Source organism: Acinetobacter kanungonis (assembly GCF_009939195.1).
GTDB classification, from domain to species: domain Bacteria; phylum Pseudomonadota; class Gammaproteobacteria; order Pseudomonadales; family Moraxellaceae; genus Acinetobacter; species Acinetobacter kanungonis.
Genome location: NZ_JAACKC010000001.1, coordinates 674,185 through 698,102, shown reverse-complemented (window position 1 = coordinate 698,102; position 23,918 = coordinate 674,185). Strand labels below are relative to the sequence as shown.

24 protein-coding genes and 1 pseudogene are annotated in these 23,918 nt (G+C 42.1%); 12 read left to right on the top strand and 13 right to left on the bottom strand.

What is annotated here, in order from left to right:
- Positions 1 to 3 precede the first annotated feature (3 nt).
- Positions 4 to 2,055, bottom strand: coding sequence for a site-specific recombinase (locus tag GWK51_RS03090; RefSeq protein WP_161932612.1), 2,052 nt, complete (start codon positions 2,053 to 2,055; stop codon positions 4 to 6).
- 21 nt (positions 2,056 to 2,076) lie between these two features.
- Positions 2,077 to 3,054, bottom strand: coding sequence for an All-trans-nonaprenyl-diphosphate synthase (gene sdsA / locus GWK51_RS03085; RefSeq protein ID WP_161932611.1), 978 nt, complete (start codon positions 3,052 to 3,054; stop codon positions 2,077 to 2,079).
- A 438-nt stretch (positions 3,055 to 3,492) separates the two neighbouring features.
- Between sdsA and rplU the strand changes: the two genes are divergently transcribed.
- From rplU to GWK51_RS03045, 8 genes are all read left to right on the top strand, one after another.
- A complete protein-coding gene (gene rplU, locus GWK51_RS03080; RefSeq protein ID WP_100242544.1) occupies positions 3,493 to 3,804 on the top strand; it encodes a 50S ribosomal protein L21 in 312 nt (103 codons plus the stop codon).
- 19 nt (positions 3,805 to 3,823) lie between these two features.
- On the top strand, positions 3,824 to 4,081 hold the full coding sequence (rpmA, locus tag GWK51_RS03075; RefSeq protein ID WP_100242545.1) for a 50S ribosomal protein L27: 258 nt from the start codon (positions 3,824 to 3,826) through the stop codon (positions 4,079 to 4,081).
- Positions 4,082 to 4,303: 222 nt separating this feature from the next.
- The gene (locus GWK51_RS16725; RefSeq protein WP_268895762.1) at positions 4,304 to 5,632 is read left to right on the top strand and encodes a YadA C-terminal domain-containing protein; all 1,329 of its coding nucleotides are present in this window, start codon (positions 4,304 to 4,306) and stop codon (positions 5,630 to 5,632) included.
- Positions 5,633 to 5,881: 249 nt separating this feature from the next.
- Entirely contained in the window at positions 5,882 to 6,580 is a 699-nt protein-coding gene (gene lolA / locus GWK51_RS03065) for an outer membrane lipoprotein chaperone LolA (protein WP_161932610.1), read from the top strand.
- A gap of 208 nt (positions 6,581 to 6,788) precedes the next feature.
- Positions 6,789 to 7,586, top strand: a complete 798-nt coding sequence (locus GWK51_RS03060) for an RsiV family protein (protein WP_161932609.1) — start codon at positions 6,789 to 6,791, stop codon at positions 7,584 to 7,586.
- 129 nt (positions 7,587 to 7,715) lie between these two features.
- Positions 7,716 to 8,987 carry a serine--tRNA ligase gene (gene serS / locus GWK51_RS03055; protein ID WP_161932608.1) on the top strand — a complete coding sequence of 424 codons (1,272 nt, stop codon included), beginning with the start codon at positions 7,716 to 7,718 and terminating at the stop codon, positions 8,985 to 8,987.
- A gap of 72 nt (positions 8,988 to 9,059) precedes the next feature.
- On the top strand, positions 9,060 to 10,433 hold the full coding sequence (cysG, locus tag GWK51_RS03050) for a siroheme synthase CysG (protein ID WP_161932607.1): 1,374 nt from the start codon (positions 9,060 to 9,062) through the stop codon (positions 10,431 to 10,433).
- Between the two features lie 107 nt (positions 10,434 to 10,540).
- Positions 10,541 to 11,026, top strand: coding sequence for a tRNA (cytidine(34)-2'-O)-methyltransferase (locus GWK51_RS03045; RefSeq protein ID WP_161932606.1), 486 nt, complete (start codon positions 10,541 to 10,543; stop codon positions 11,024 to 11,026).
- Positions 11,027 to 11,045: 19 nt separating this feature from the next.
- Here GWK51_RS03045 and GWK51_RS03040 read toward each other — a convergent pair whose 3' ends face one another.
- Positions 11,046 to 11,432, bottom strand: a complete 387-nt coding sequence (locus GWK51_RS03040; RefSeq protein ID WP_161932605.1) for a winged helix-turn-helix transcriptional regulator — start codon at positions 11,430 to 11,432, stop codon at positions 11,046 to 11,048.
- A 184-nt stretch (positions 11,433 to 11,616) separates the two neighbouring features.
- Here GWK51_RS03040 and GWK51_RS03035 point away from each other — a divergent pair, with 184 nt between their 5' ends.
- Entirely contained in the window at positions 11,617 to 12,171 is a 555-nt protein-coding gene (locus GWK51_RS03035) for a flavodoxin family protein (RefSeq protein WP_161932604.1), read from the top strand.
- A gap of 48 nt (positions 12,172 to 12,219) precedes the next feature.
- Here GWK51_RS03035 and GWK51_RS03030 read toward each other — a convergent pair whose 3' ends face one another.
- From GWK51_RS03030 to rpoD, 6 genes are all read right to left on the bottom strand, one after another.
- Positions 12,220 to 13,617, bottom strand: coding sequence for an APC family permease (locus tag GWK51_RS03030; protein ID WP_100243171.1), 1,398 nt, complete (start codon positions 13,615 to 13,617; stop codon positions 12,220 to 12,222).
- A gap of 245 nt (positions 13,618 to 13,862) precedes the next feature.
- Complete coding sequence (locus tag GWK51_RS03025; RefSeq protein ID WP_100243172.1) at positions 13,863 to 15,047, bottom strand: iron-containing alcohol dehydrogenase; 1,185 nt, start codon at positions 15,045 to 15,047, stop codon at positions 13,863 to 13,865.
- Between the two features lies 1 nt (position 15,048).
- Positions 15,049 to 15,582 (bottom strand): hypothetical protein, encoded by a 534-nt coding sequence (locus tag GWK51_RS03020; protein ID WP_100243173.1) that lies wholly within the window; start codon positions 15,580 to 15,582, stop codon positions 15,049 to 15,051.
- Positions 15,583 to 15,663: 81 nt separating this feature from the next.
- Complete coding sequence (lipB, locus tag GWK51_RS03015) at positions 15,664 to 16,326, bottom strand: lipoyl(octanoyl) transferase LipB (RefSeq protein WP_161932603.1); 663 nt, start codon at positions 16,324 to 16,326, stop codon at positions 15,664 to 15,666.
- A 135-nt stretch (positions 16,327 to 16,461) separates the two neighbouring features.
- Positions 16,462 to 16,749 carry a YbeD family protein gene (locus GWK51_RS03010; protein WP_100243175.1) on the bottom strand — a complete coding sequence of 96 codons (288 nt, stop codon included), beginning with the start codon at positions 16,747 to 16,749 and terminating at the stop codon, positions 16,462 to 16,464.
- Between the two features lie 110 nt (positions 16,750 to 16,859).
- Positions 16,860 to 18,749 (bottom strand): RNA polymerase sigma factor RpoD, encoded by a 1,890-nt coding sequence (gene rpoD / locus GWK51_RS03005; RefSeq protein WP_161932602.1) that lies wholly within the window; start codon positions 18,747 to 18,749, stop codon positions 16,860 to 16,862.
- A 417-nt stretch (positions 18,750 to 19,166) separates the two neighbouring features.
- Between rpoD and GWK51_RS03000 the strand changes: the two genes are divergently transcribed.
- Positions 19,167 to 19,376, top strand: coding sequence for a PA3496 family putative envelope integrity protein (locus GWK51_RS03000; RefSeq protein WP_016165788.1), 210 nt, complete (start codon positions 19,167 to 19,169; stop codon positions 19,374 to 19,376).
- A gap of 68 nt (positions 19,377 to 19,444) precedes the next feature.
- Positions 19,445 to 19,969: a YecA/YgfB family protein gene (locus tag GWK51_RS02995; RefSeq protein WP_100243177.1), complete on the top strand. Its 525-nt coding sequence runs from the start codon at positions 19,445 to 19,447 to the stop codon at positions 19,967 to 19,969.
- A 118-nt stretch (positions 19,970 to 20,087) separates the two neighbouring features.
- On the opposite strand, the gene GWK51_RS02990 is transcribed toward GWK51_RS02995, so the two are convergent.
- Positions 20,088 to 20,687 carry a LysE family translocator gene (locus tag GWK51_RS02990; protein WP_161932601.1) on the bottom strand — a complete coding sequence of 200 codons (600 nt, stop codon included), beginning with the start codon at positions 20,685 to 20,687 and terminating at the stop codon, positions 20,088 to 20,090.
- A 103-nt stretch (positions 20,688 to 20,790) separates the two neighbouring features.
- Between GWK51_RS02990 and GWK51_RS02985 the strand changes: the two are divergent.
- Positions 20,791 to 21,669 (top strand): annotated as a pseudogene (locus GWK51_RS02985) (LysR family transcriptional regulator).
- A 27-nt stretch (positions 21,670 to 21,696) separates the two neighbouring features.
- Here the strand turns inward: GWK51_RS02985 and GWK51_RS02980 are convergent.
- The 3 genes from GWK51_RS02980 to trhO form a co-directional block, all read right to left on the bottom strand.
- A complete protein-coding gene (locus tag GWK51_RS02980; RefSeq protein WP_161932600.1) occupies positions 21,697 to 22,110 on the bottom strand; it encodes an ABZJ_00895 family protein in 414 nt (137 codons plus the stop codon).
- A gap of 21 nt (positions 22,111 to 22,131) precedes the next feature.
- Positions 22,132 to 22,755 carry a DedA family protein gene (locus GWK51_RS02975; RefSeq protein WP_161932599.1) on the bottom strand — a complete coding sequence of 208 codons (624 nt, stop codon included), beginning with the start codon at positions 22,753 to 22,755 and terminating at the stop codon, positions 22,132 to 22,134.
- Between the two features lie 140 nt (positions 22,756 to 22,895).
- On the bottom strand, positions 22,896 to 23,828 hold the full coding sequence (trhO, locus tag GWK51_RS02970) for an oxygen-dependent tRNA uridine(34) hydroxylase TrhO (RefSeq protein WP_161932598.1): 933 nt from the start codon (positions 23,826 to 23,828) through the stop codon (positions 22,896 to 22,898).
- Positions 23,829 to 23,918 lie beyond the last annotated feature (90 nt).

Sequence of the window (23,918 nt, the reverse complement as noted above, 5' to 3'; positions counted from 1 at the left end):
AAATCATTTACTTAAAGTTTTGTGAGTATTTGTAGTTTCTTCAACAACTAATGGCGTTTTTGGTGGCCAGAAAAAGTCACTTGGACGGGTTAAAAAGTGGGTCATGACCAGTTTTGCTAACGGCTTCCATTGTTCAAAACGTACTCGACGTGCTCGTAATGCAACAATAATGGTCAGGGTAAAGCTTACAAACAAGTTGGTTAAGCCAATTAAAAGCACACCCAAAAAGGAAACAATAATCAGGCCAATATCGGGCGTGTCATTAATATTCATTAAGCCTTGAATAAAATTGGCAGAGGCAAAGGCAATATGGCGAATATCGAGCGGTAAACCAAGAATAAAGCCAATGGTTCCCATGCTACCGAGCATAATGCCAAAAATGAAATTACCGGCGAGTGCACCTAAATTACGTTCAATATATTCCGCAAAGGCATTTAAGCGTTCCTGACCCAAAACCAGCTTTAAGTGCATATGCGCTTTCAGTCTTGGACCTACTTTTCGATAGACCGCCATATTGTCGAAATAGCCTGCAATTAGGCCAGATAAAAACAGACAAACGCCAGCAATGGCTGCATGTGGAATTGCGAGAGAAGTGAACGGATTTAAGTCATGCAGTGCTTTTGCCGCCTTGGCATGATTCATTAAAGGCTCATGCAAGCCAATTTGCCATAGCCAAGCGATTAAAGCGGCTACGGGAATCGCTATGGAAATATTGCCGAGAATGGCAATAAATTGGGTGCGGATAATATTAATAATCAGCGCTGCCAATTCGGCAATTTGCGCGGTTTTGGAGCCTTTGCGATGTTGTACTGTGGCAGCTAGTGCGGCTGCGGTCATCGCGGGTTGTTTGGTCGCGACAGTACAATGCACAATATGAATTAGCATGAAACCGAATGAATAATTCATGCTATAGACAAATGCTTGCATGATCGGCGCCATGACTACCCGTGATGCCAAGGTCTTCAGGGTTGCCATAATGGCAATAATCACCCCAGCGCCTGCGGCAGAAAGATACATCGACCAAAAGCTTTTTTTATCGGTACTTACGTAATGCTCACCCGTTTTACTGGCATTCTCGGTCACCTGTAAGGCGATGAGTTCACTATTATTCGCCAATAATGCTCGAACACTACGCTCATTATAAATCGCCTGACTGATATCGGTGAGTAGACTCCCCATCGCCAGATAACGAAAATCATCTTCTTCAACAATCAATTGCAGCAGCAGTTCGACACGGTCCAGACACTGTTCCAGCAATGAGAGCAAATATGTCAGGCTGATGCTGACTCCAATTCGTTTGGTAGCGCGCCGAATTTTTGAAACGACATCACGGCATTGGTCAATCATCACCAAGGCTTGTGAGGCATCGGGTGGGGCAATGACAGCAAATTCATCCCGATTCTGATGTAGTTTCTTATAATGTTGAATAAACTCAATAATCTCACGGTTTTGAACTAAAAAAGGAGATTCATATTCCGTGAGTTCGGGTTGAGCATTAATAAATTCAGGATATAGCCCAATGCCACTAATTCGATATGAAATTACGGTAATGGCTTTAATTAGCTCACTTTTAATTTTGAGCTTTTCCTGTTGATTGCTATGACCCTGATTTAAGAGTCGAAACAGTTGTTGCCAGTTTTTCTCGGAGATTTGATCAAGCCAGTAATGATCGCTGGCTTGATGGAAAACCTGACGCACCAATTCTTGTAGCTGAGTCCCATCATAAATTAAAGGTAAAAAATGAGCGCCAACACGTTGCGCGAGCTGATTCCAAAAACCATCCAGAGATAAAATGCCTGTGTCGGCAAATAAACTGGTTTGCTTGTACTGATTGATCAGGCGAAGAAGATAACTTTGTAGCGTAATGGCTGCATTGGGAGTAATGAGCAACGTTTGAATAAACAGCTGAAATTTTTGTTCTATTTCGTCTAGATTTCGACTATCACTGGGTCGAATTAAGTTAACCAGCTCAATCAGCAAGTGATGATCAACAGCCTGAGCACGCTCAAGCTGTTCTTGCATGTTTCGCAACACATCATTTAATTGTATATGCATAAGCAAATAGGCAATTCTACTTTATTGAATTCGGTGTAAAGCCAATTGAGCCAAATTGGCTAAGGCTTGACGGTAGATGGTATCAGGTAATGCCATCAATGCGGCTAGGGCTGCCTCAGTTTCTTCAGTCGCACGTTTGCGGCAATAATCTAAAGCACCAGACTGTTGTACAATTTCAATCACTTGTTCCAGTTGAGCAGTGCCACCCGTCGCAATACTCTTACGAATAATCTGATGTTGCTCGCCAGTGGTGTGTTGTAATGCAGAAATAAGCGGCAAGGTTGGCTTACCTTCCATTAAATCGTCACCAATGTTTTTACCCAGTGTTTCAGCGTCAGACGTGTAATCCAAAATATCATCGATAATTTGAAAGGCATTACCAAAATGCCCTGCAAACTTTCTTAAGGGCTCACGATACTCAGATGTATCTGTCAAGATTGCAGCGCCTTCAGTGGCCAACTCAAATAAACGCGAAGTTTTGCCATGAATAATATCTAAATAGGTTTGTTCGGTGGTATCAGGTTGATGTTGTGCTTGCAGTTGTAACACTTCACCTTCCGCAATTTCACAGGTACCTGTCGAAAAGTCTTTTAATAAGGTCATATTATTCAGATCGACCAATAAATCAAAAGAACGTGAAATGAGGAAGTCACCCACTAAAACAGCAGTTTGATTGTTCCATGTAGCATTGGCGGTAGGACGACCACGACGTAACCCCGATTCATCTACAACATCATCATGGACCAGTGTTGCGGTATGCAGCATTTCAATAATGGCTGCCAATTTCCGCTGCTGCGCCAAGTCTTCTGCACCACAGGCTTTTGCTGCCAGTAAACACATAATCGGACGCATGCGTTTGCCGCCTGCTTCAACCACATGTTTGCTGACCGCCATCACCAGTGCCACTTTAGAGGTGATTCCTTCATTAATAAATGTGTCCATCTCAGCAAAGTCTTGAGCTACAGGGGCGAGAATATCTTGCTTAAAGTCGATGGCCATAGGAATAGAAACCTCTATTGGTTAAGTGATGCTTTCATCTGTGACATAGCTATATATAGTGCAATCGAAAAGCAGAAGCAAAGACAGACGTGTTAAATCAGTTGCTTCTGGCTTGCAAATTGAAGCTTGCGGATTGCAATAAATACGCACACGAAGTATTGGATGACATCAAAAATGTATCTGCTGACTATAGTAGCGAATTGATTTTAAAAATCTATTGTTTATTACACAGTCGTATGTGTTTCATTCTATTTTAATTTAGGACGTAGAGGGTTTAAGCTAACTTCGGCGCGAGTTTAGGTTTTTTTGTGAAGGTGGCTTGTTGTTTGCTCAATAATCACTTAAAATCTGTCCCCTTGTATAACCCCAGTGGCGATCGTCTTAAGATCGATATATCCCTTTATCGGCACGACGACACGGGCATGTTTGGAGTACATTATGTACGCAGTAATCCAAAGCGGTGGTAAACAGCACCGTGTAGTTGAGGGTGAAACCCTTAAAGTTGAATTATTGAAAGCTGAAACTGGCGCGACTATTACGTTTGATGACGTATTAATGGTTGTAAACGGCGAAAGCATTCAAATCGGTGCTCCAGTTGTAGCTGGCGCTAAAGTAACTGCAGAAGTGGTTGGTCATGGCCGTCACGACAAAATCCGCATCGTTAAGTTGCGTCGTCGTAAACACTACCGTAAGCAAACTGGTCACCGTCAATGGTTTACCGAGTTGAAAATTACTGGTATCTCAGGCTAATCACGAGGAGTAAATAGACATGGCATCTAAAAAAGCCGGTGGCTCGACTAAGAACGGTCGTGACTCAAATCCTAAGATGTTAGGTGTTAAAATGTACGGTGGTCAAGCTGTGACTGCTGGTAACATCATCGTTCGTCAGCGTGGTACAGAATTCCACGCTGGTGCAAATGTTGGTATGGGTCGTGACCATACTTTATTTGCTACTGCTGACGGCGTAGTAAAATTTGAAGTGAAAGGTCAGTTTGGCCGTCGCTATGTAACTGTTGAAACTGCATAAGTTTTAATTGTTCAGAAAAACCCGCATTTTATGCGGGTTTTTTTTGCCTTGAAATCTTTGTCTGGAAATTGAAAGAATAAAAAACTTATAAACCAATTATTTAGATGAATACGTCCAGATTTTGTTATCTATCTTATATCTCAATATACCTAAAAATAGTGATATACATCACATTTTTTAAGGAGTGTAATGGTTTAAATAAGAAGCATAAGGAAGATGGACATGAAAAAATCTATACTTGAGCATCATTTTGAACAGCAAAAATCAAAAAAATTTACACCAAAATTACTTTTATTAGGTGTCTTAATTACAACAGCAAATGGTGTATGGGCTGGTATCTTTGATGGAGCCACGCAAAGTATTACAGGTGCTATGCATAGTTTAAGTAATATGGCTAATGGGAATGCATTTGCATATGGAAAAGATAAATCAATAGTGGGAAACCAAATAGATACTCATCAGAATCATAATGGACAGGGTCATGAAGAGCATGGTCAAGGTTTAGGCTTAGGACATTATAAAGATAATAGGGAAAATAGCGGTGGTGGCGGACATGGTGGAGGCTCTGGCAGTGGCGGACATGGTGGAGGCTCTGGCGGTAGCGGACACGATGGTGGAGGCTCTGGCAGTGGCGGACATGGTGGAGGCTCTGGCGGTAGCGGACATGATGGTGGAGGCTCTGGCAGTGGCGGACATGGTGGAGGCTCTGGCAGTGGCGGACATGGTGGAGGCTCTGGCAGTGGTGGACATGGTGGAGGCTCTGGCAGTGGTGGACATGGTGGAGGCTCTGGCAGTGGTGGACATCACGGTGGAGGCAATACTGGACCACAAGGACCACAAGGACCACAAGGACCACAAGGTGAAACTGGAGCGCAAGGACCACAAGGTGAAACTGGAGCGCAAGGACCACAAGGTGAAACTGGTGCGGATGGTAAAAGTGCCTATGAAATTGCAATAGAAAATGGTTTTGATTCAGAAAAAGGAGTTGCTGCTTGGGTAGAAAGCTTAAAAGGTGAAACTGGTGCAACAGGTACAAATGGAGTTAGTGCTTATCAAGCTGCAGTTGATACAGGAAGTTTTTCGCCTGACTCAAACAAAACAGCCGCTGAGAATTTAGCTGCTTGGATAGCTAGTTTAAAAGGTACAGATGGAACGAATGGTGTAACAGCTGAGACTCTGGCAGCAGCAGATACCGTTACTTTAAATGAAGCAAAAGCTTATGTTGATCAAGTTGGACAACAAACTCTGAATGATGCGAAAGCATATACAGACAGTCGTGTAGATGCATTGAATAGAGACATGAGAAATTTAGAAGACAAAACTTATGCTGCGGTCGCATCCAGTATTGCGATTGCTTCCTTACCTCAACCCACTGAAGCAGGTATGAGTATGTTCAGCACTGGTGTGGGTATGTGGGAAGGTGAACAAGGTTATGCCTTCGGTATGAGTGGTGTGACTGAGAATAACAAGTATGTCTATAAAGCAGCTGTGACATTCAATAGTGAAGGTGACTTTGGTGCAGGTGCTGCGGTCGGTTGGCAGTGGAAATAGGAATTTAACTTCTTAGTAGCTCAAATAGGCATTTATCCTCTTAGTAGCTCAAGCAGAAAAGCCCCTGAAATTCAGGGGCTTTTTTGCATAAAATATAAATATAAAGTCTTCATCATGATGGATGGTTTACTACATTTAACCTGAATAAATATACAAATCTTCTTATATTCTCAATTATTAGCAACTAGAATTGGTTTAATATGTGCCTTTCAATAGATTGCGAAATAGCAAATTAGAAAGGTGATTGACATGAATATGCTTCGTAAAACCACATGTGCTATGGCATTGGGTGCAGTAACTTTAGCCCCGATGATGAGTACTACTGTTTTTGCAGCCCCAGTCGCGGCATCGGAGCAACAAGCAACTGCAAACTTAGTGAAGCAGTTAAGTGGTATTCAAAGTTTATCGGCTAATTTTGAGCAAACAACGAAAACATCTGGCGCTACAAAAGCAACACAGAAAAAAGGTTTGACTGCGCAACACATGAATCAGACCTTTAAAGGCACTATGAAAGTCGCGCGTCCTGGTAAGTTTTATTGGGAAACGACTACTCCTGCAAAACAGACGATTGTGACCTCTGGAAAAACAGTGTGGATTTATGATCCAGACTTACAACAAGCTGTTCGTCAAAGCCTAGATGAGCAAGTTGCAAATACGCCTGCGTTATTGTTATCGGGCAATACGAGCCAGATTATGCAGTCTTATCGTGTGACGCAACCGAATAAAGGCAAAACCTATTACACCCTTTACCCAAAAAGTGATGACGGTGCCTTCCAAAGCTTGACCATTAGTTTTGGTGTGAATAAGGCTCCAAATTTAATGATTTTACAAGATTCATTGGGTCAAACCACGTATGTAAAATTTAATAATGTCAAAGTGAATGCGTCAATTCCAGCATCAACCTTTAATTTTACCCCACCGAAAGGCACGGACATTATTGATCAATAAGTCTAAAAATCTTCATTAAAATCAAGAGTAATAAAAATGCAGCCTAAGCGCTGCATTTTTTATGTGGATAACGAAAAATGAGTCCGATTGAAATATTCATTTTAATGTGTGGTCTATAGGATTGGGCTACATTTTGTAATTTCATCTTAAAGTCAGACTTTGTATAGTGAAAAGAATTGCTTGAAGACATTGCATACAAGGTTTATTTATGAATACTTTCCAATTAAAACAACGATATTGGGTTTTACCGCTGTTCTGTTCAGTGGTGTTATTTGCAGGTTGTCAGCCGAGAGATGCGTCGCAACAATCCGCAGAAGCGAAAACCACCAATACTGAAGCAAAAGCGGAACAGGTGATTCCTGCAATTCAGGCAAAAGTCGTTCCTGTAAAGTTAGCGAAGCCTGAAGCCTGTGAAGCAGAAGGTTGTACGCAATACGATATCCAAACGGTTGAAACTAATTTGAAATGGATTGACCAGTATTTTATGGATCGGATTAAAAAAACAGACCCGATTGCATTTTCGGATCAACCGAATCAAAAAGTACGTTTGGATGATGATGCACAGCCCAGCCTGAATCAAAGTTCAACCTATGTTCGCTATGTCGGGCAGAATGATAATTTCGCAACCTTTGCCATGCAGAGTTATAGCTATTCCGCAGGGGCGGCACACGGGATGTATCATCAAGAATTTGTGAATTTCGATTTGAAACAAAAAAAGCGTTTAGCCTTGCAAGATATCTTGGTGAAAGGGACAGATGCACAAGTACTCGATGCACTGTATGACAATAATTTGAATTGGTTACAAGAACATAATATTGAAAAAGCGAAGTTGCAACTAAGCGACAATTTCTATTATGGGGCGAATGGTTTGGTATTCGTGTATCCATTGTATGAGCTTGCCTCTTATGCAGAAGGCATGACTGAACTCACATTGCCATACTACAGCTTGAAAAAATTTGTACGTCCAGAATATTTACCGAGTTTGCCACAATATCCTGAGCATTAATCTTCAGAAGCATCAGTGTAATTGATGGATTATTGCCTGAATGTAGTCGTGCTTGAGCGTTGCTGACTGTATTTTTTGGTATGAACAGCTTACACTATAGCCAGTTTTTTTCTTTCCCAAAGACTGGCTATGATCGACCCGAAATTAATCAGAACAAATATTGAGGCTGTAAATTTAGCCTTGGCAAAACGCGGCATTCAATTGGATGTAGCCGAGTGGGCATCATTAGAAGCTCGCCGTAAAGATTTACAGTCCAAAACTGAGGCTTTACAAGCTGAGCGTAATGCGGGCGCGAAACAAGTTGGTCAAATTAAAAAAGCGGGTGGCGATGCGTCCGAAATCATGACGCGTATGGCGGCAATTGGTGATGAAATTAAAGCTGCGGAAGTGGCTTTAGCTGAATTACAAGCTGAACTCGAAGCGAAACTGCTTTCAATTCCAAATATGCCGCACGAGTCTGTACCTGAAGGTAAAGATGAGAGTGATAATGTTGAAGTTTACACATGGGGCACACCACGTAGCTTTGACTTCGAGATCAAGGATCATACCGATCTTGGCGAATGGATGGGTGGTTTAGAGTTTGAAACAGCAACCAAACTCACAGGTTCACGTTTTAGCGTTCTAAAAGGACCTTTAGCGCGTTTACAACGTGCTTTAACCCAGTTTATGTTGGATACACATACTCTTAAAAATGGCTACACCGAAGCGTATGTACCCTATTTAGTCAATGCAGACTCTTTACGTGGTACAGGTCAACTGCCTAAATTTGAAGAAGATTTGTTCAAATTACAGGGTGAGAAAGAATATTATTTGATCCCGACCGCTGAAGTACCAGTCACGAACTTTGTGCGCGACGAAATTATCGATGCTGATCGCTTACCCTTAAAATATGCTGCGCATACCCCATGTTTCCGTAGTGAAGCAGGTTCTTATGGTCGTGATACGCGTGGTTTAATTCGCCAACATCAATTTGATAAAGTTGAGATGGTGCAAATTGTTAAACCAGAAGACTCAATGCAAGCCTTGGAAGAGTTGACGGGTCATGCGGAAGGTATTTTGCAAGCGCTCGGCTTACCTTACCGTAAAATCACTTTGTGTGGTGGTGATATGGGCTTTGGTGCAGCCAAAACTTACGATCTAGAAGTTTGGGTGCCAAGTCAAAATACCTATCGTGAAATTTCTTCATGCTCAAATATGTGGGATTTCCAAGCGCGTCGTATGAAAGCACGTTACCGTGCCGATCAGAAGAAGACTGAGTTTGTACATACCCTAAATGGTTCTGGTCTCGCAGTGGGTCGTACTTTATTGGCCGTGATGGAAAACTATCAACGTGCTGATGGTTCGATTGAGATTCCAGAAGTTCTTCGTCCGTATATGGGTGGCGTGGAATACATCGATTAATTGATGATGTATGTGCATTTTGTGCACGAAAATTGCTTGAAGACGATCAGATACAAATTTTAGAGGTATTCCGTGGAGATATTTCCAATCTCTTTGAAGCTGCAACAGCAACTTTGTCTGATTGTCGGCGGTGGGCACATTGCCTATCGCAAGGCAGTTTTGTTAGCCAAAGCAGGGGCAGTACTGCATGTAATTGCTCCTGAAATTGAAGCAGATTTGTTGGCTTTGGTTGAACAAACCCAAGGTCAGTATTTGGCTGAAGCGTTTAAGATACCGTTGAATTTACGTGACTATCGACTTGTGATTGCAGCGACCAATGATCGTGCAGTCAATCAGCAGGTGTTTGAAGTCTGTGAAGCTGAAAAGGTACTGGTCAACAGTGTCGATGATCCTCCACATTGTCGTTTTATGGTACCTGCCATTATTGACCGTTCGCCCTTAATTCTTTCGGTGGCGAGTAATGGTACATCTCCTGTTTTATCTCGCCAAATTCGAACTCAACTGGAAACCTTGATTCCGCATGGCATGGGCAAACTCGCTGAGTTTTCGGGTAAATGGCGTGCCAAGGTCAAAGAGAAAATTGCCAATCCTGACCAGCGCCGTATTTTTTGGGAAGACTTGTATGCCAGTCCACTCAAAGAGCAGGTGTTTAATGGGAATGAAGATGCAGCAGATCAACTGATTGAACAGGCGCTGAAAGAATGGAAAACGCCGCAAGGTGAGGTCTATTTGGTTGGTGCTGGTCCGGGCGATCCTGAGCTTTTGACTTTAAAAGCATTACGCCTGATGCAACAAGCGGATGTGGTGATTTATGATCGTCTGGTCTCTCAGCCGATTATGGATTTATGTCGCCGTGATGCAGAAAAAATTTATGTCGGTAAAGCGCGTTCAAATCATGCTGTACCGCAAGAAGGCATTAATGCTTTATTGGTCAAGTACGCCAGTCAAGGCAAACGGGTTTGTCGTCTGAAAGGTGGAGATCCGTTTATCTTTGGACGTGGTGGTGAAGAAATTCAAGAGTTGTTTGACGCTGGTATTACGTTCCAAGTTGTGCCAGGGATTACCGCAGCATCGGGCTGTTCAGCTTATGCGGGCATTCCTTTAACACATCGTGATTATGCGCAAAGTGTTCGATTCTTGACAGGACATCTCAAAGAAGGCTCGCCAGAGCTGCCTTGGAATGAATTGGTGTATGAGAATCAGACCTTGGTGTTATACATGGGCTTGGTCGGTCTAGAAAATACCTGCCAACAACTCATCGCCCATGGACAACGCTCAAATATGCCAGTTGCTTTAATTTCTAAAGGGACAACACCTGAGCAACAGGTGGTGGTTGGAACTTTGGCGGATATTGCCAGCAAAGTCAGCGAACATCATATTCAAGCACCGACTTTAACCATCATTGGTGAAGTGGTGAGTTTACGTGAACAATTACAATGGCAGTAAAGTGCTAGCCATTGTTTCATCCTAACTGCTATGGATTGGAGATTGAATTGTTCTGAGCATGAACTGTTTATCTACCAAATAGCAAAATTACTAAGTTGAGAAGTGTTGTGATCCATGTTGTTTTATACGAGCCTGAAATTCCTGCTAATACAGGCAATATCATTCGTTTATGTGCCAATACTGGAGCGCAGCTACATCTGATCAAGCCATTGGGTTTTGAATTGGATGATAAAAAATTGAAGCGTGCGGGTTTGGATTATCATGAATGGGCACGCATGCAAATTTGGGACAATATTGAACTATGTCTTGAATTTTTAGCTGCACAAGGCGTAGATCGAGATGCAGTGTATCCTTTAACGACCAAGGGCACTGAAACGCCGCATACCTCAGATTTGAACCGTCCAATTGCCTTGTTGATGGGACCAGAAACACGTGGTTTACCTGAGCATGTGCGTTTAATGTTCCCACAAAAGCATTGGATTCGCTTACCGATGGCAGCGAATTCACGTAGTTTGAATTTGTCGAATGCCACAGCCGTAATTGTATATGAAGCATGGCGTCAACAAGGCTTCCAACAATTGGCAGCAGAATAAGCTATTCTAGAGAGTCAGTTTAAGCTGGCTCTTTTTTTTCTTGGCGCTCGTCAAATCCAGTTCTAGAATCTATCACTTTTTCTATATTTGCTTCGACCCAATCTTTGAGTTGATAGGCATTTTGGGCAAAATCTTTGCCAATTTCAGTCAGTGCATATTCCACTCGAATGATATTGTCTTCGTGAATGGTGCGTGTCAAAAAACCATCACGTTCGAGTATTTTTAACTTTTGTGACAGCACTTTGGGAGAAATCCCGAGAATATTCTTTTTCAACTCATTGAAATGTTGTGACTCCTGATCAAGAGTGTACACAATTAATAAAATCCATTTGTCTGCAAATTTTTCAAAAAAAAGCCGTGCAGGGCAGTTTGGATGAAAGATGTTGAATTTCATTGGGTTATTCATTTTAGCTCTGCCTCATGTTGAGAATTAAGCATCATTTCACATGGATTCTAGACCAGTTACCAAGTGGTAACTAATTGATACTAGGTTTCATAAGTGTATCATGAATTCATGTGGTGTGATCTTTTAATGAATCACAGTGAGCCTTAGGTTTCGACCTAATCGAATGCATAAGCAGGAAAACAAAATGTCCAATATTTCAGTAGTATATTTTTCAGGTTACGGGCATACCAAAGTAATTGCTCAAACATTTGCACAAGAAATTGCCGCGAATCTCATCGAAATTGATGCGAATGGTGATATTCAAGAACAAGATTGGCAAACCTTAGATCAATCTGATGCAATTGTCTTTGGTGCACCGACTTATATGGGTACGGCACCTTGGCAATTTAAAAAGTTTGCAGATGCAAGCTCGAAAAAATGGTTTAACCGTGCATGGCAAGATAAAATTTTTGGTGGCTTTACCAACAGCGCCAGTTTGAATGGTGATAAGCAAGTCACGCTTATTCAGCTACAGACTCTGGCTTCACAGCATGGCGGTATTTGGGTGAGCTTAGGTTTATTACCTGCAAACAGTAAATCGGCAACTCGCGAAGATGTGAATAATTTAGGTGGCTCTGTCGGTTTATTGGTACAAACGCCTTCGGATGCTAGCGTGGAAGAAATTCCATCAGGTGATTTGGACACAGCAAAAGTCTATGCACAGCGTATCGCCAGCATCACCAAGAAGTTTTCTGCATAAGCTGAAATAAAAAAAGACGCATCAAGCGTCTTTTTTTAGGCATGAAAATTAATGATGATGATCATCAAATTCATTGTGTTGTGGCGCTGGCTGTTTAAAGCCTTTGGTCTTATAACCTAAGTATAAAATACCAAACATCGCCCACCATAAGCCATATTTCAATGCCGTTTCTTCAATTTCAAGCCACATGGCGAAAATACTGAGAAAGCCTAGCATCGGAATTACAACAAAGTTGATGATTTCTTTTGCATTTTTAGTGCGACCGTCACGTAGGGCATAACGTGAAATCACGGACAAGTTAACAAAAGTAAAGGCAGTCAAGGCACCGAAACTAATCATTGAGATCACGATGTCGAGATCCATAAAGCCCGCAGTCAGTGCAACCAAACCAACAATTAAAATGTTGTACGATGGTGTATACGTTCTTGGGCTAATATGACCGAAGATCTTCTTGTTAATGACACCATCACGACCCATGACATACATCAAGCGTGATACGCCAGCATGTGCTGAAATCCCCGAAGCCATTACCGTCACAATTGCAAAATACAATACGATTGTTTTGAAAGCGACACCACCGACTGCTTGCAAGATGTCTGGCTGAGTTGCAGCAACATCTTCAAAGTAAGTTGTAGGGTCGTTCGGGAAGTAAATTTGCATGAAATAAGTGCTGATAATGAAGATCACACCAGCAAATAGTGCCGTCATAAAAATGGCTTTCGGCAGCGTCTTTTCAGTATCTTTGGTTTCTTCAGCCAATGAACTTAATGAGTCAAAACCAGTGAACGAGAAGCAGAGTAAAGTTGCACCTGTGATTAATGCACCAATAGTGGTCATCTCGTTCCAAAATGGTTCAAGACTCCAAAGTTGGTACTTGGCATTCACCAATGTGCCATCTGCATTCACACCAGCGGCAAGTAATTGATATACCATCCATGTAAAGTATGCAATTACACCTAGCTGAACGAAAACAATCAGACTGTTAAAGTTAGCAACGAAGCGTGCACCACGTAGGTTTACCCCTGTCATCAGTGCAGTTAGACCCAAGACCCAGACCCAGTGGTTTACACCAGGGAATAAAGCCTCTAAGTAAATCACCGCCAAGACAATATTGACCATTGGTGATAAGAGGTAGTCTAACCATGATGACCAGCCCACCATGAAACCAACATTCGGATGAATTGATTTCTGCGCATAGGTATATGCTGAACCCGAAGATGGGTAGCGACGGATCATATGCCCATAGCTAATGGAGGTAAATAAAATTGCAATCAGGGCAATAATATAAGAGGTCGGAACATGGTAATGGCTTTCTTCAGATACTAAACCAAACGTATCAAACAAGGTCATCGGTTGGATGTAAGCCAAACCAATAATGACAATGTGCCAGAATCCAAGGTTTTTTTGCAGTTTCGCTGCCGATTGAGTCCCAGAGATATTTGTCAACGGCGTTGTCCTCTTAATCGTTGATCAAGGATCAGTCATGTTTATAAGGATCGTTTGAGACGAACGATCCCCCCTACGAATAAAATAAAAGTGCGCCAATCTATCCTAAATTGATGTCACTTGTCAGTAATTTTGTAGAATTTTTTAGCAAATTCTCTGCCAAAATGGTAAAAAAACGATGACTATTGTGTCATTCATGAAAAAGCCTGATGTTTGCACATCAGGCTTTAAATTTCAGTTCACATTTACCATGCTTTTTGCAGAATGGCTCTCAAGTCTTCGATGGTTGCTTCTTTCGGATTGTAAATGATCGATCCATCATTTAAGGCCTTTTCAGCTACTTCATCGAGTTGAGCTTCAGTCACTTTACCTGTTTCTTGCAAGGTTCTTGGCAATTTGGTCAAGCTAAACAGGCGATCACGCATAGCTTGAATCGTCGTGATGGCTTTATTGGCTCTTAAATGTGCTGGTGTTTGTGCGTAAATGTCAGCACCTGCAAGCGGCAGTAATAAATCAGCAATTTTGTCGCCATTCACTTCTTTGTTGTATTCCAGCACATACGGCAGGAACAGGTTCATGCAAAGTCCATGCGGCAGATGTGCAACAGCTCCGAGTGCATGTCCTAGAGAGTGCACCAAACCGACCATAGAATTCGAGAAGGCAATGCCCGCCATGGTAGATGCTTGTGCCAATTCCAAACGACCTTGTGAATCGTTCGGATTGTCTAAGACATTAAACAAATTGCCGCTGATTTTTTTGATTGCTGCTGTCGCATAGGCATCACTGATCGGATTCGCGGCCAAACAGGTATAAGCTTCTACCGCATGGGTTAGAGCATCCATCGCAGTCATGGCAGTTAAATGCGGTGGTAATGTGAGCGTCATACGTGGGTCAAGAATCGCGGCATGTGGCATCAGATAATATGAAGCAAATGCCATTTTTACATTTTTAGCTTTATCCGAAACGACTGCCACCATGGTTACTTCAGAACCTGTCCCAGAAGTGGTAGGAATCACAAAAAATGGCTTTAATGGTTTCGGTAGGTTGTGTGCACCAGAATACTGTAATAGATCATCACCACCTTCACTGACCAAAATATTGGTGGCTTTAGAAGTGTCAATGACTGAGCCGCCACCCACAGCAATAATCGCATCACACTGGTTTTCACGATACAAAGCTGCGGCTTGACGTACGGTATCCAAACTTGAATCGGGTGGAACATCATCAAAAATACAGCCAATTACGGCATCAGTGGATTCAAAGGCTGCTTCAATGGGTGCCAGTAACTGGTTACTGCGTACGCCTTTATCGGTGATGATCATTGGGCGTTTGGAGCCGAGTGTAGCTAGTTCAAAAGGGATGTGTTCTAACGCTGCATTGCCTGCGATGACTTTGACTGGGCAAAAAAATTCGTAATAAGGCTTTGCCATGTTATGCACTCCGTTTGAAATATGATTGAGCCACTTTAAGATAAATGTTGGCTGCGCCTGTCAGTTTTTCTTTTAGGCTAAGTTCGTGAGGATATTGTTTGACTGCAAGTTCAGCCAGTAATTTCGGTAAAATCAGGGATTCCATTTTGTTCAGACAGCGGACTAAACGAATGGCATAAGACAAGTCACCATCAGCAATCATACGGTCATTGGCAAAGGCTTGCGCGGTGCTTTCTTGGAAAGAAAATACCAGAAAGGCATGACTCAGGTGCTTAAAGGTAATAGTGAGATCAGGCTTTTGTTCAGTGTCATTTAACAGCACTAACTGATGCTGATCTGTCACTTGGGCAATAAAGGCAGGACCATGGGGAAATACCTTCATGGACAAAATGAAATTGGCAGGGAATTTGGCAACTTCCTGCTTAATTTCATCATCCACCTGACTTGCCATCACCAAGCCTCTGCCAATCACATCCATCATGAGTTTGACATAGGCGAGTTGTAAAGCAGGTTTTACTGATTTGTTTAAAATCACTTGCTTATCCCTTTGTTTCTGAATCTATTATTTTATTTAGAGTGAATACTCTAATTTATTTTACTGTTAAAAGTAAAGTGCTTATTGTTGAACAATTTGAACTTTATTAAAGTACCCGCTGTTTTCTAAAGTTTCAATGATATCGGCGCATAAGTTTTCAAAACTTGGTGGGTTCTGTTCAATCAGATCGTGAATGCGCACCATTTCTAAGCCTGCATAACCGCAAGGGTTGATGGTGTGAAAACCAGTTAAGTCACAATTAATATTCAGTGCCAGTCCGTGATAACTACGCCCGCGACGAATTTTAAATCCTAAAGAGCCAATCTTGCGCCCATTCACATAAACGCCTGGTGCATCAGGTTTGGCATAGGCTTCAATTCCGTATTTCTTCAGAAGTTCAATCATCAGGTTTTCAGCATAAGACACCAATGTGCGGACATTCCAGCCCAGACGATTGAGATCAAACATGAAATAAGCGACCAGTTGACCAGGTCCATGCCAAGTGACTTGACCCCCACGGTCGGTCTGCACTACAGGAATATGTGAAGGCACCAAGATGTGTTCGGGTTTACCTGCCTGACCTTGGGTCAGCACATCGGGATGTTGTAGTAACCACAATTCGTCAGGAGTATCTGCATCACGTTGTTCAGTAAACTGTTTCATGTCCTGAAAGCGGTCTGCATAAGGGGTAAGCTGATTAAATTGACGAATGATTAAGGTAGGTTGGGTTACAGCATCAGTCACGTCGACAGCATCCTTAACAATAGGTGAGTGTGATTTGAATTATATGCTGAGCGAAGCGGGATAGGGGGAAATTCTCTGAATTGGGGAGTCTTTAGGCGTAAAAAAAACACGCAGATCGCGTGTTTTTTTGAGTGCTTAAAGTGCAGTTTTAATCAGCGGGCAAGCCGCTAAATCTGCATACAGTGCATGAACTTGTTCGAGTTCTTCGAAACGGAGTTGTGCAGTCAACGAATGGTATTTTCCAGTACGTGACGGTTGCACACGTAAGCTCTCGCCATCGAACTCAGGAAAATGCTTCACTAGAATTTCAACGACTGCAACGCGTAACTCAGCACCTGCTTCCCCAATTAATTTAATTGGGTAATCCATTGGGAAAACCCAAAGATGTTCTTGAAGTTCGCGGGATGGTGTACGGTCTAACATTGTAGCCCCCTTATTTCAAACGCCTGCGAGAGTGCAGGCGTTGTGTTTCTCATTGATACATAATGGAGGTACTTGCATAATTTTCAAGCCCCCATGTGCATCATGTGGTCTTAGTCATTTTCAAGGAATGAACGTAGGTGTTCAGAACGAGATGGATGACGCAATTTACGTAGTGCTTTAGCTTCAATCTGACGAATACGTTCACGTGTTACATCAAACTGTTTACCTACTTCTTCCAAAGTATGGTCAGTCGGCATGTCAATACCAAAACGCATTTTTAAGACTTTCGCTTCACGTTCAGTCAAGTTTTCAAGGACTTCGCGAGTCGCTTCTTTCAGGCCTTCTGAAGTTGCAGCATCGACTGGAGAAGTGATGTTGCTGTCTTCAATGAAGTCACCCAAATGCGAATCTTCATCATCACCAATAGGTGTTTCCATCGAAATCGGCTCTTTGGCAATTTTAAGTACTTTACGCACTTTAACTTCGTCCATTTCCAAACGTTCGCCTAATTCTTCAGGCGTAGGCTCACGACCCATTTCTTGAAGAAGTTGACGCGATACACGGTTGATCTTGTTGATGGTTTCGATCATGTGTACTGGAATACGGATGGTGCGCGCTTGGTCTGCAATCGAACGGGTAATCGCCTGACGAATCCACCATGTTGCATAAGTCGAGAACTTATAACCACGACGGTATTCAAACTTGTCTACCGCTTTCATCAAGCCAATGTTACCTTCTTGAATCAAGTCCAAGAACTGTAAGCCACGGTTAGTGTATTTTTTCGCAATCGAAATTACCAAACGTAAGTTGGCTTCAACCATTTCCTTTTTCGCGCGGCGTGCTTTCGCTTCACCCACAGCCATACGTTTAGAAATGTCTTTAATGTCTTTAACATTCAAGCCCAATTCTTTTTCGATATCGGCAATTTTTTGCTGGAAGGCAAGCACGTCTGGACGTACTTTTTCTAAATGGGCTTTGTGCTCAGCAGGCGCTTTGGCAATTTGTTCGTCTAACCAAGCTGGATTAGATTCTTGACCAGGGAACGATGTACGGAATTGAGTACGATCCATACGACCACGACGCACGGCATAACGCATCACTTCACGTTCTGAAGTACGGATTTGGTCGTGGGTACCGCGAATCATTTCAGAAATGATATCAAATAAACGAGGGGTAAATTTGAACATCATGAACACGGTTGCAAGGGCTTCAAGTGCAGCTTTCGCTTCATCACTATTGCGACCATGTTTGGCAATCACAGATTTGGTTTGGTTCCAAGCCGCTTCTAATTCTTCAAAACGAACTTTGGCAACTTCTGGATCTGGACCTGAATCACCTTCAGAGTCGTCATCGCCTTCAGATTCTTCTTCTTCATCGTCGTCATCCAGTTTTACATCTTTGGTTGTCTTGCTTGAAGACTCTTCATCTTCTTCAATTTCTTCAGATTCATCTTCCAGAACTTCTGGAATGTCATCGTCAGTTTCAGGGTCTAAGTAGCCTGATAAAATATCTGCAAGGCGGCGTTCGCCTTCTTGGTAATCATTATATTCTTGTAAAACCACTTCAACTGCATTTGGCCAGTAGGCAATAGAATGCAGAACATCGCGAATACCTTCTTCAATACGTTTCGCAATGCTAATTTCACCCTCACGGGTTAAAAGTTCTACTGTACCCATTTCACGCATGTACATACGTACTGGGTCTGTGGTACGACCAGGTTCGTTTTCTACAGATGCAAGAACGGCAGCCGCTTCTTCTTCAGCAACTTCATCCGCAGCTTCTGCATTGTCTTCGAACATTGTATCGTCAGATTCAGGTGCACGTTCGTGTACAGGAATACCAACGTCTTGAAGCATTTGAATAATGTCTTCAATCTGTTCGCTTTCAGTGATCGAGTCTGGGAGATGATCGTTAACCTCGGCATAAGTTAAGTAACCTTGCTCTTTGCCTCGGCTAATCAGAGCCGCTACTTGCGAAGTAGGGGAAGTCATATCGCTCATCTTTGCTTACTCTTGGTTGAATCTGTGATGGTGAAAACTGCGCTGGATAGCTCAGTTCGCTTCAAATATTTAATCTGTAAACTGCAACGTATCTCATCAGGAATAATCAGCCGTTAAGCTGCCTGATAAAATATTTAATTTAAATTCAGTGATAAAGATGGGGGTGAAATTGTTATTTTCAAGTTCATCCCTTGCGCTCGTCAGTTTAAAATCCACATCAAAATGTAAGAATTTGATATTAAAAATACCGAAAAACAGAAAGACGCAAGGTGGATTATATCATGCCATAAAAAATGGTTAAAAATAAAGACCAAAATTCAAATTAAATGGGATAAATTTAAATAAATCTTGACAAGGATTCTGAAGCAGGATAAATAGCGCCTAGACCCATTATATTTTTATTCTGAGGTAGTTTGAGTGTCTTCAACAGATTTTGAATTAGATGATAACTACGGTGATGATGACGTCAATTTTGACGAGGCATCAGGCAAAATTAGCGCGAAAGAGTCGCTGGAAAAACGTCGCTTGATCGATGACTTACTCGCACAACGCCGTTTAGAGCGCGAGTTAAAAGATTTTGATTATGATATAGACGATGATGACGACTTTGATGATGAGGATGATTGAAACTCACGATAAGAATCGTGTGTTGAAAGTGTTATGCTACGTCTTATAATTTTAAACTTGGATATGAAATGAGTGCTTTAGATTTAGACCTATTGAGTGAATATCTAGATGGTGACCAAAATGAGTATGGTCTAGATTTTGCGGCGACTCATGGTTTCTTATGTGCAATTGCTGTTGGTCCGCAATTTGATCGTTGGTTAGATGAGCTTTTTGAAGGCAATCAGAAAAAAGTTCCTGCTGAAATTATTGCACAAGTAAAATCTTGGTTGGACAGTATCCGTCAGAATTTGGCCAATGAAGAAGGTATTGAGTTTCCTTTTGAAATTGAAGAAGCCGACGTTGAATCAAGTTTAGGTGACTGGAGTGTTGGCTTTGTCGACGCAATGTTCTTAAACGAAGATGCATGGTTTGCGCCAGAGTATGAAGAGCAATTGGTAGATTTAACTTTACCAATTATGGTGTTCAGTGGTATTGATGAAGAAGATCCACAAATGGAATCTTTCCGTCGCAATGGTCAATTGATGGATGAGTTGGCGGAAGAAATTCCAGACAACTTAAATGAACTTTATCTGATGTACCATACACCGGCATAAGACTCATGATGCCATGCTTCGTGGCATGTATGATCTATTGAAAGATAAAAAAACGTCCCTCGTGGACGTTTTTTTATCTCAAAATTTTATGCTCGGGTTTTGACTAAATGATTTCGGATTAGATCAGCAACAAGCCCAGTCCTAAGCAACTGAGAATTGCTCCGATTAGTCGGTTAATCATCTTTTGTTGTCGCAGGATCTGATTTCTAATGGCAGGCGTAGAGCAAAAGTAAGCAACCAGCATAAACCAGATTAGATGGCTGGCAGATATAAAAACGCCATATCCGATTAAGCTGAGCATCTGATTTTGGTTTGAGAGTAACTGCGCGAAGATGCTCATGACAAATAAGGTGGTTTTCGGATTTAAACTATTGGTGAGAAATCCTTGCCTGAAAGCTTGCTTGCGCTGGACGAAGCTCACTGCCGACTGTTCAACAACAGGAAGCTGGATAAAGGTTTTATAACCGATATAGATTAGATACAGCGCACCAACATACTGAATAATACTGAGAAGATTTGGCAGATAGTGTTTTAAAACACTCAGACCGAACACGCTATAGCCAATGTGGATCCATACCGCACAGGCAATGCCATAAGCGGTATAAAGACCACTATGGCGACCATATAAATAACTATTACGGCTGACCAGTGCAAAGTCTGCCCCAGGGCTAATCACAGCCAGTACCGTGATCATTGCAATTGCTATGATTTCATTCACTCATTGATCCTTTTGGGAAGAGAACTAAAGGATTTATATATTTTTCATATATTTGCTATATTTAAAATCGACTTTATTTCTTCTAGATTGATGAGTTTTTGGAATGATTGAGCGATTATCACTGAATTCCCTCAAGTTTTTTTATTATATCGCGCGCCATGAGAGTGTTACTGTTGCCGCAGAAAAGTTATTTGTGACCCAAGGTGCGGTCAGTAAACAATTAAAAAACTTAGAAGATGCATTAGGCTGCGCTTTATTCGTTCGCGAAGGGAAAAAGTTACAGCTGACGGTGGAGGGTAGAGCACTATTGGCATGTTGCGAACAAGTTTTTCCGCAAATCGATCAGTGTTTGCAGCAGCTTCAAAAGCAGGATCACGGCAAGCAGCCGCTAATTTTGTCTTGCGAACCAACGATTGCAATGAAATGGTTGATTCCACGTATGGTTCAGTTTAAACAGCGCTATCCTGAGATTGAGATTAGTTTATTGACAGGCGGGGGCAACCCTGATTTCAAAGCACAGCATATTGATTTGGCATTTAGGCGCAATGATTTTGATTGGGGCAAAGCGGTGTATAGCGAAAAGATAGCAGATGAGTACATGGTCTGCGTGGCGCACCAAAATCAGGAGGAACCGATGCAGCAATTGTTTATTTAGGGTTCTCGAGCCAAAATGTGGACTCAATTAAGCACTCATTTGAAAGTGCAGTTACAAGACTATGAAAAAGTATCCTTAGAGCATTTTTATCTTTGTATAGAAGCTTGCTTGGCGGGCTTAGGCGCAACAATTGCATCGGTCTATATGATTGAAAAAGAATTGAGCTTTCAGATGCTTAAAATACTTTCCCCAATCTGTGAAGATGACTCTGCGTATTATTTGCTTTCGGCATCACCTTTTGAGGATGATCCTCGTAAAGTTATTTTTAAACAGTGGCTCACTGAAGAAATGCTAGCGAGCCAAACCAAATTTAGCATGCTGAAATAATGATAATCTTCAGCATCGGATGTGAAGCTATTGCAGTTGCTTAAAACGATAAGCAGCATACCAACCATAGGTAAAATGAAAGATTGCAGCATGCACAGCAATCAGACAGAGCATGATCACGGCAGAAAGACCGAGTCCAGCTTCATCCGCGGCTTTTAAAATCTGTTCAGCATTTGGATTCATCAGTACCAAGAAAAACACAAAGAAACTGGCAATGATGATCGCGATGGCGCTACAGCCCCAAACCAATTGTATTTTTTCATCACTACTGGGTAGGCGTTGTTCTTTTTTGACGAAATGCGCTGCACTAATGAAAGCGGAAGCAATTAATGCAGGAATCAGGGTTATGCCACCCAAATGAAGCCCAAAGATCAGAATCGCCACCAAAAGCACCAAAGCGATGCTGTAGACGGCTGCAAAATGTTTGAGGTAATGCTTCATGTAAATCCTTAAGTGTATAGCTTAATTTTTAAAACGACGTGATTTGCGCTGATGTCGACGATATAAAAGCCATAAAACGATGACTAGGGCAATACCCAGCATCACATAACCGACTTGGCTAAAAATTTGATGCATCAGCGCCTGATTTTCACCGAAATAGAAGCCCACGCAAGCCAAAAAACTGGTCCAAATGATGGTTCCTAAGCTGCTATAAAACATGAATTTCCAGAAAGGCATGTGGCTCATACCCGCTGGAATGCTGATTAAGGAACGTACTGCGGGAACCATACGTCCAAAAAACACAATCCGATGTCCATAATGTTCAAACCAGTCCAGTGCAGTTTTTACATCGGAGGCTTTAATAAAAAAGTATTTGCCGTAGCGGTCAACAAAGCGAAAGATGGATTCGTGATTAAACTTATAGCCAATCCAGTACAACAGCGCAGCAGCGACTAAGGAACCGATACAGCCTGCAATGATGACCCCGATGAGAAGCAGCTCACCTTGAGAAGCAGAGTAACCCGCAGAAGGCATAATAATTTCAGAAGGGACAGGTGGAAAAACATTGTCCAAAAACATCAGCAGGGCAATACCAAGATAGCCCAGTTGCTCCATGATGGAGATAATCCAGTCTGTCAGGTTCATAGGCGTTTATGAAAGTGAAAGATGCCTTATCCTAGTGGGATTTGAATATCGGGTAAAGCATTGTTTTGTAGTTGATTACTGTTGGTTAATCATAAAAAAGCCTCCACAGGGGGAGGCTCATGAAAACGAGATAGGATCGATTATAGACGCTTACGTTTTGCAGCAGCAATTTGCGATTGGCGCATACGGAAGCCATCTTTTTGCTTGTCAGTTGTTTTGTCTACGCAGTATTTGCAAGATACGCCATGTTCATAACTTGATTCTTCCACTTCAGCAGGAAGTAAAGGCCAGCCACAGGCGTGACATTTAATGTTTTGACCTTCTTCGACCCCGTGAGTAACTGCAGTACGACCATCAAATACGAAACATTCGCCTTCCCACATGCTTTCTTCAGCAGGAGTTTCTTCAAGGTATTTGAGAATGCCGCCTTTAAGGTGATACACCTCTTCAAAGCCTTCTTGTAAAAGCAATGAAGTAGATTTTTCACAGCGAATGCCGCCCGTACAGAACATCGCAATTTTCTTGTCTTTATGTTGCTCAAGATTTTGCTTTACGTATTCAGGGAATTCACGGAAAGTTTCAGTTTGCGGATCAATCGCACCTTTGAAAGTACCCGCTTTGAATTCGTAATCGTTACGTGTATCAATCAGGATCACGTCATCACGTGCAATCAGTTCATTCCATTCTTTAGGATCAAGGTAATGACCGACTAAATCGCGTGGCTTAACTTCGACGCCCAGCGTAACAATTTCTTTTTTCAGTTTGATTTTCATTTTACGGAATGGCTTGTCAGCACTATGCGACTCTTTGTATTCCATTGCGTTAAAACCTTCGTTAAGAAGGAATTGCTGTACAGCATCAATCGCCGCACGGTCACCCGCAACCGTACCGTTAATGCCTTCGCCTGCAACAATCAGAGTACCACACAGGTTGATAGAATTTACCAAGTCTAAAAGTCGTTGTTGTAGATCAGCAGGATCTTGAACTTCTTTGAATTGATAAAGTGCGGCAACCACCCAACCAGAGGTCGCTTGCTGTTCTACAGGTGCAAGCTGTTCTACAGTAGCGTTCATGGAGTACTCCAAAATATAAACGAAGGATAAAATTTAAGGCGCGTATTTTAGCGCGAATTGCCGCAATATGCGAGAAAACCCGTCAAGAAT

Excerpts from the sequence above, each read along its gene's own strand:
- GWK51_RS03090 (WP_161932612.1), bottom strand. The coding sequence starts at position 2,055 with ATGCATATACAATTAAATGATGTGTTGCGAAACATGCAAGAACAGCTT.
- sdsA (WP_161932611.1), bottom strand. The coding sequence starts at position 3,054 with ATGGCCATCGACTTTAAGCAAGATATTCTCGCCCCTGTAGCTCAAGAC.
- rplU (WP_100242544.1), top strand. The coding sequence starts at position 3,493 with ATGTACGCAGTAATCCAAAGCGGTGGTAAACAGCACCGTGTAGTTGAG.
- rpmA (WP_100242545.1), top strand. The coding sequence starts at position 3,824 with ATGGCATCTAAAAAAGCCGGTGGCTCGACTAAGAACGGTCGTGACTCA.
- GWK51_RS16725 (WP_268895762.1), top strand. The coding sequence starts at position 4,304 with ATGAAAAAATCTATACTTGAGCATCATTTTGAACAGCAAAAATCAAAA.
- lolA (WP_161932610.1), top strand. The coding sequence starts at position 5,882 with ATGAATATGCTTCGTAAAACCACATGTGCTATGGCATTGGGTGCAGTA.
- GWK51_RS03060 (WP_161932609.1), top strand. The coding sequence starts at position 6,789 with ATGAATACTTTCCAATTAAAACAACGATATTGGGTTTTACCGCTGTTC.
- serS (WP_161932608.1), top strand. The coding sequence starts at position 7,716 with ATGATCGACCCGAAATTAATCAGAACAAATATTGAGGCTGTAAATTTA.
- GWK51_RS03040 (WP_161932605.1), bottom strand. The coding sequence starts at position 11,432 with ATGAATAACCCAATGAAATTCAACATCTTTCATCCAAACTGCCCTGCA.
- GWK51_RS03035 (WP_161932604.1), top strand. The coding sequence starts at position 11,617 with ATGTCCAATATTTCAGTAGTATATTTTTCAGGTTACGGGCATACCAAA.
- GWK51_RS03025 (WP_100243172.1), bottom strand. The coding sequence starts at position 15,047 with ATGGCAAAGCCTTATTACGAATTTTTTTGCCCAGTCAAAGTCATCGCA.
- GWK51_RS03010 (WP_100243175.1), bottom strand. The coding sequence starts at position 16,749 with ATGTTAGACCGTACACCATCCCGCGAACTTCAAGAACATCTTTGGGTT.
- rpoD (WP_161932602.1), bottom strand. The coding sequence starts at position 18,749 with ATGAGCGATATGACTTCCCCTACTTCGCAAGTAGCGGCTCTGATTAGC.
- GWK51_RS02995 (WP_100243177.1), top strand. The coding sequence starts at position 19,445 with ATGAGTGCTTTAGATTTAGACCTATTGAGTGAATATCTAGATGGTGAC.
- GWK51_RS02980 (WP_161932600.1), bottom strand. The coding sequence starts at position 22,110 with ATGAAGCATTACCTCAAACATTTTGCAGCCGTCTACAGCATCGCTTTG.
- GWK51_RS02975 (WP_161932599.1), bottom strand. The coding sequence starts at position 22,755 with ATGAACCTGACAGACTGGATTATCTCCATCATGGAGCAACTGGGCTAT.
- trhO (WP_161932598.1), bottom strand. The coding sequence starts at position 23,828 with ATGAACGCTACTGTAGAACAGCTTGCACCTGTAGAACAGCAAGCGACC.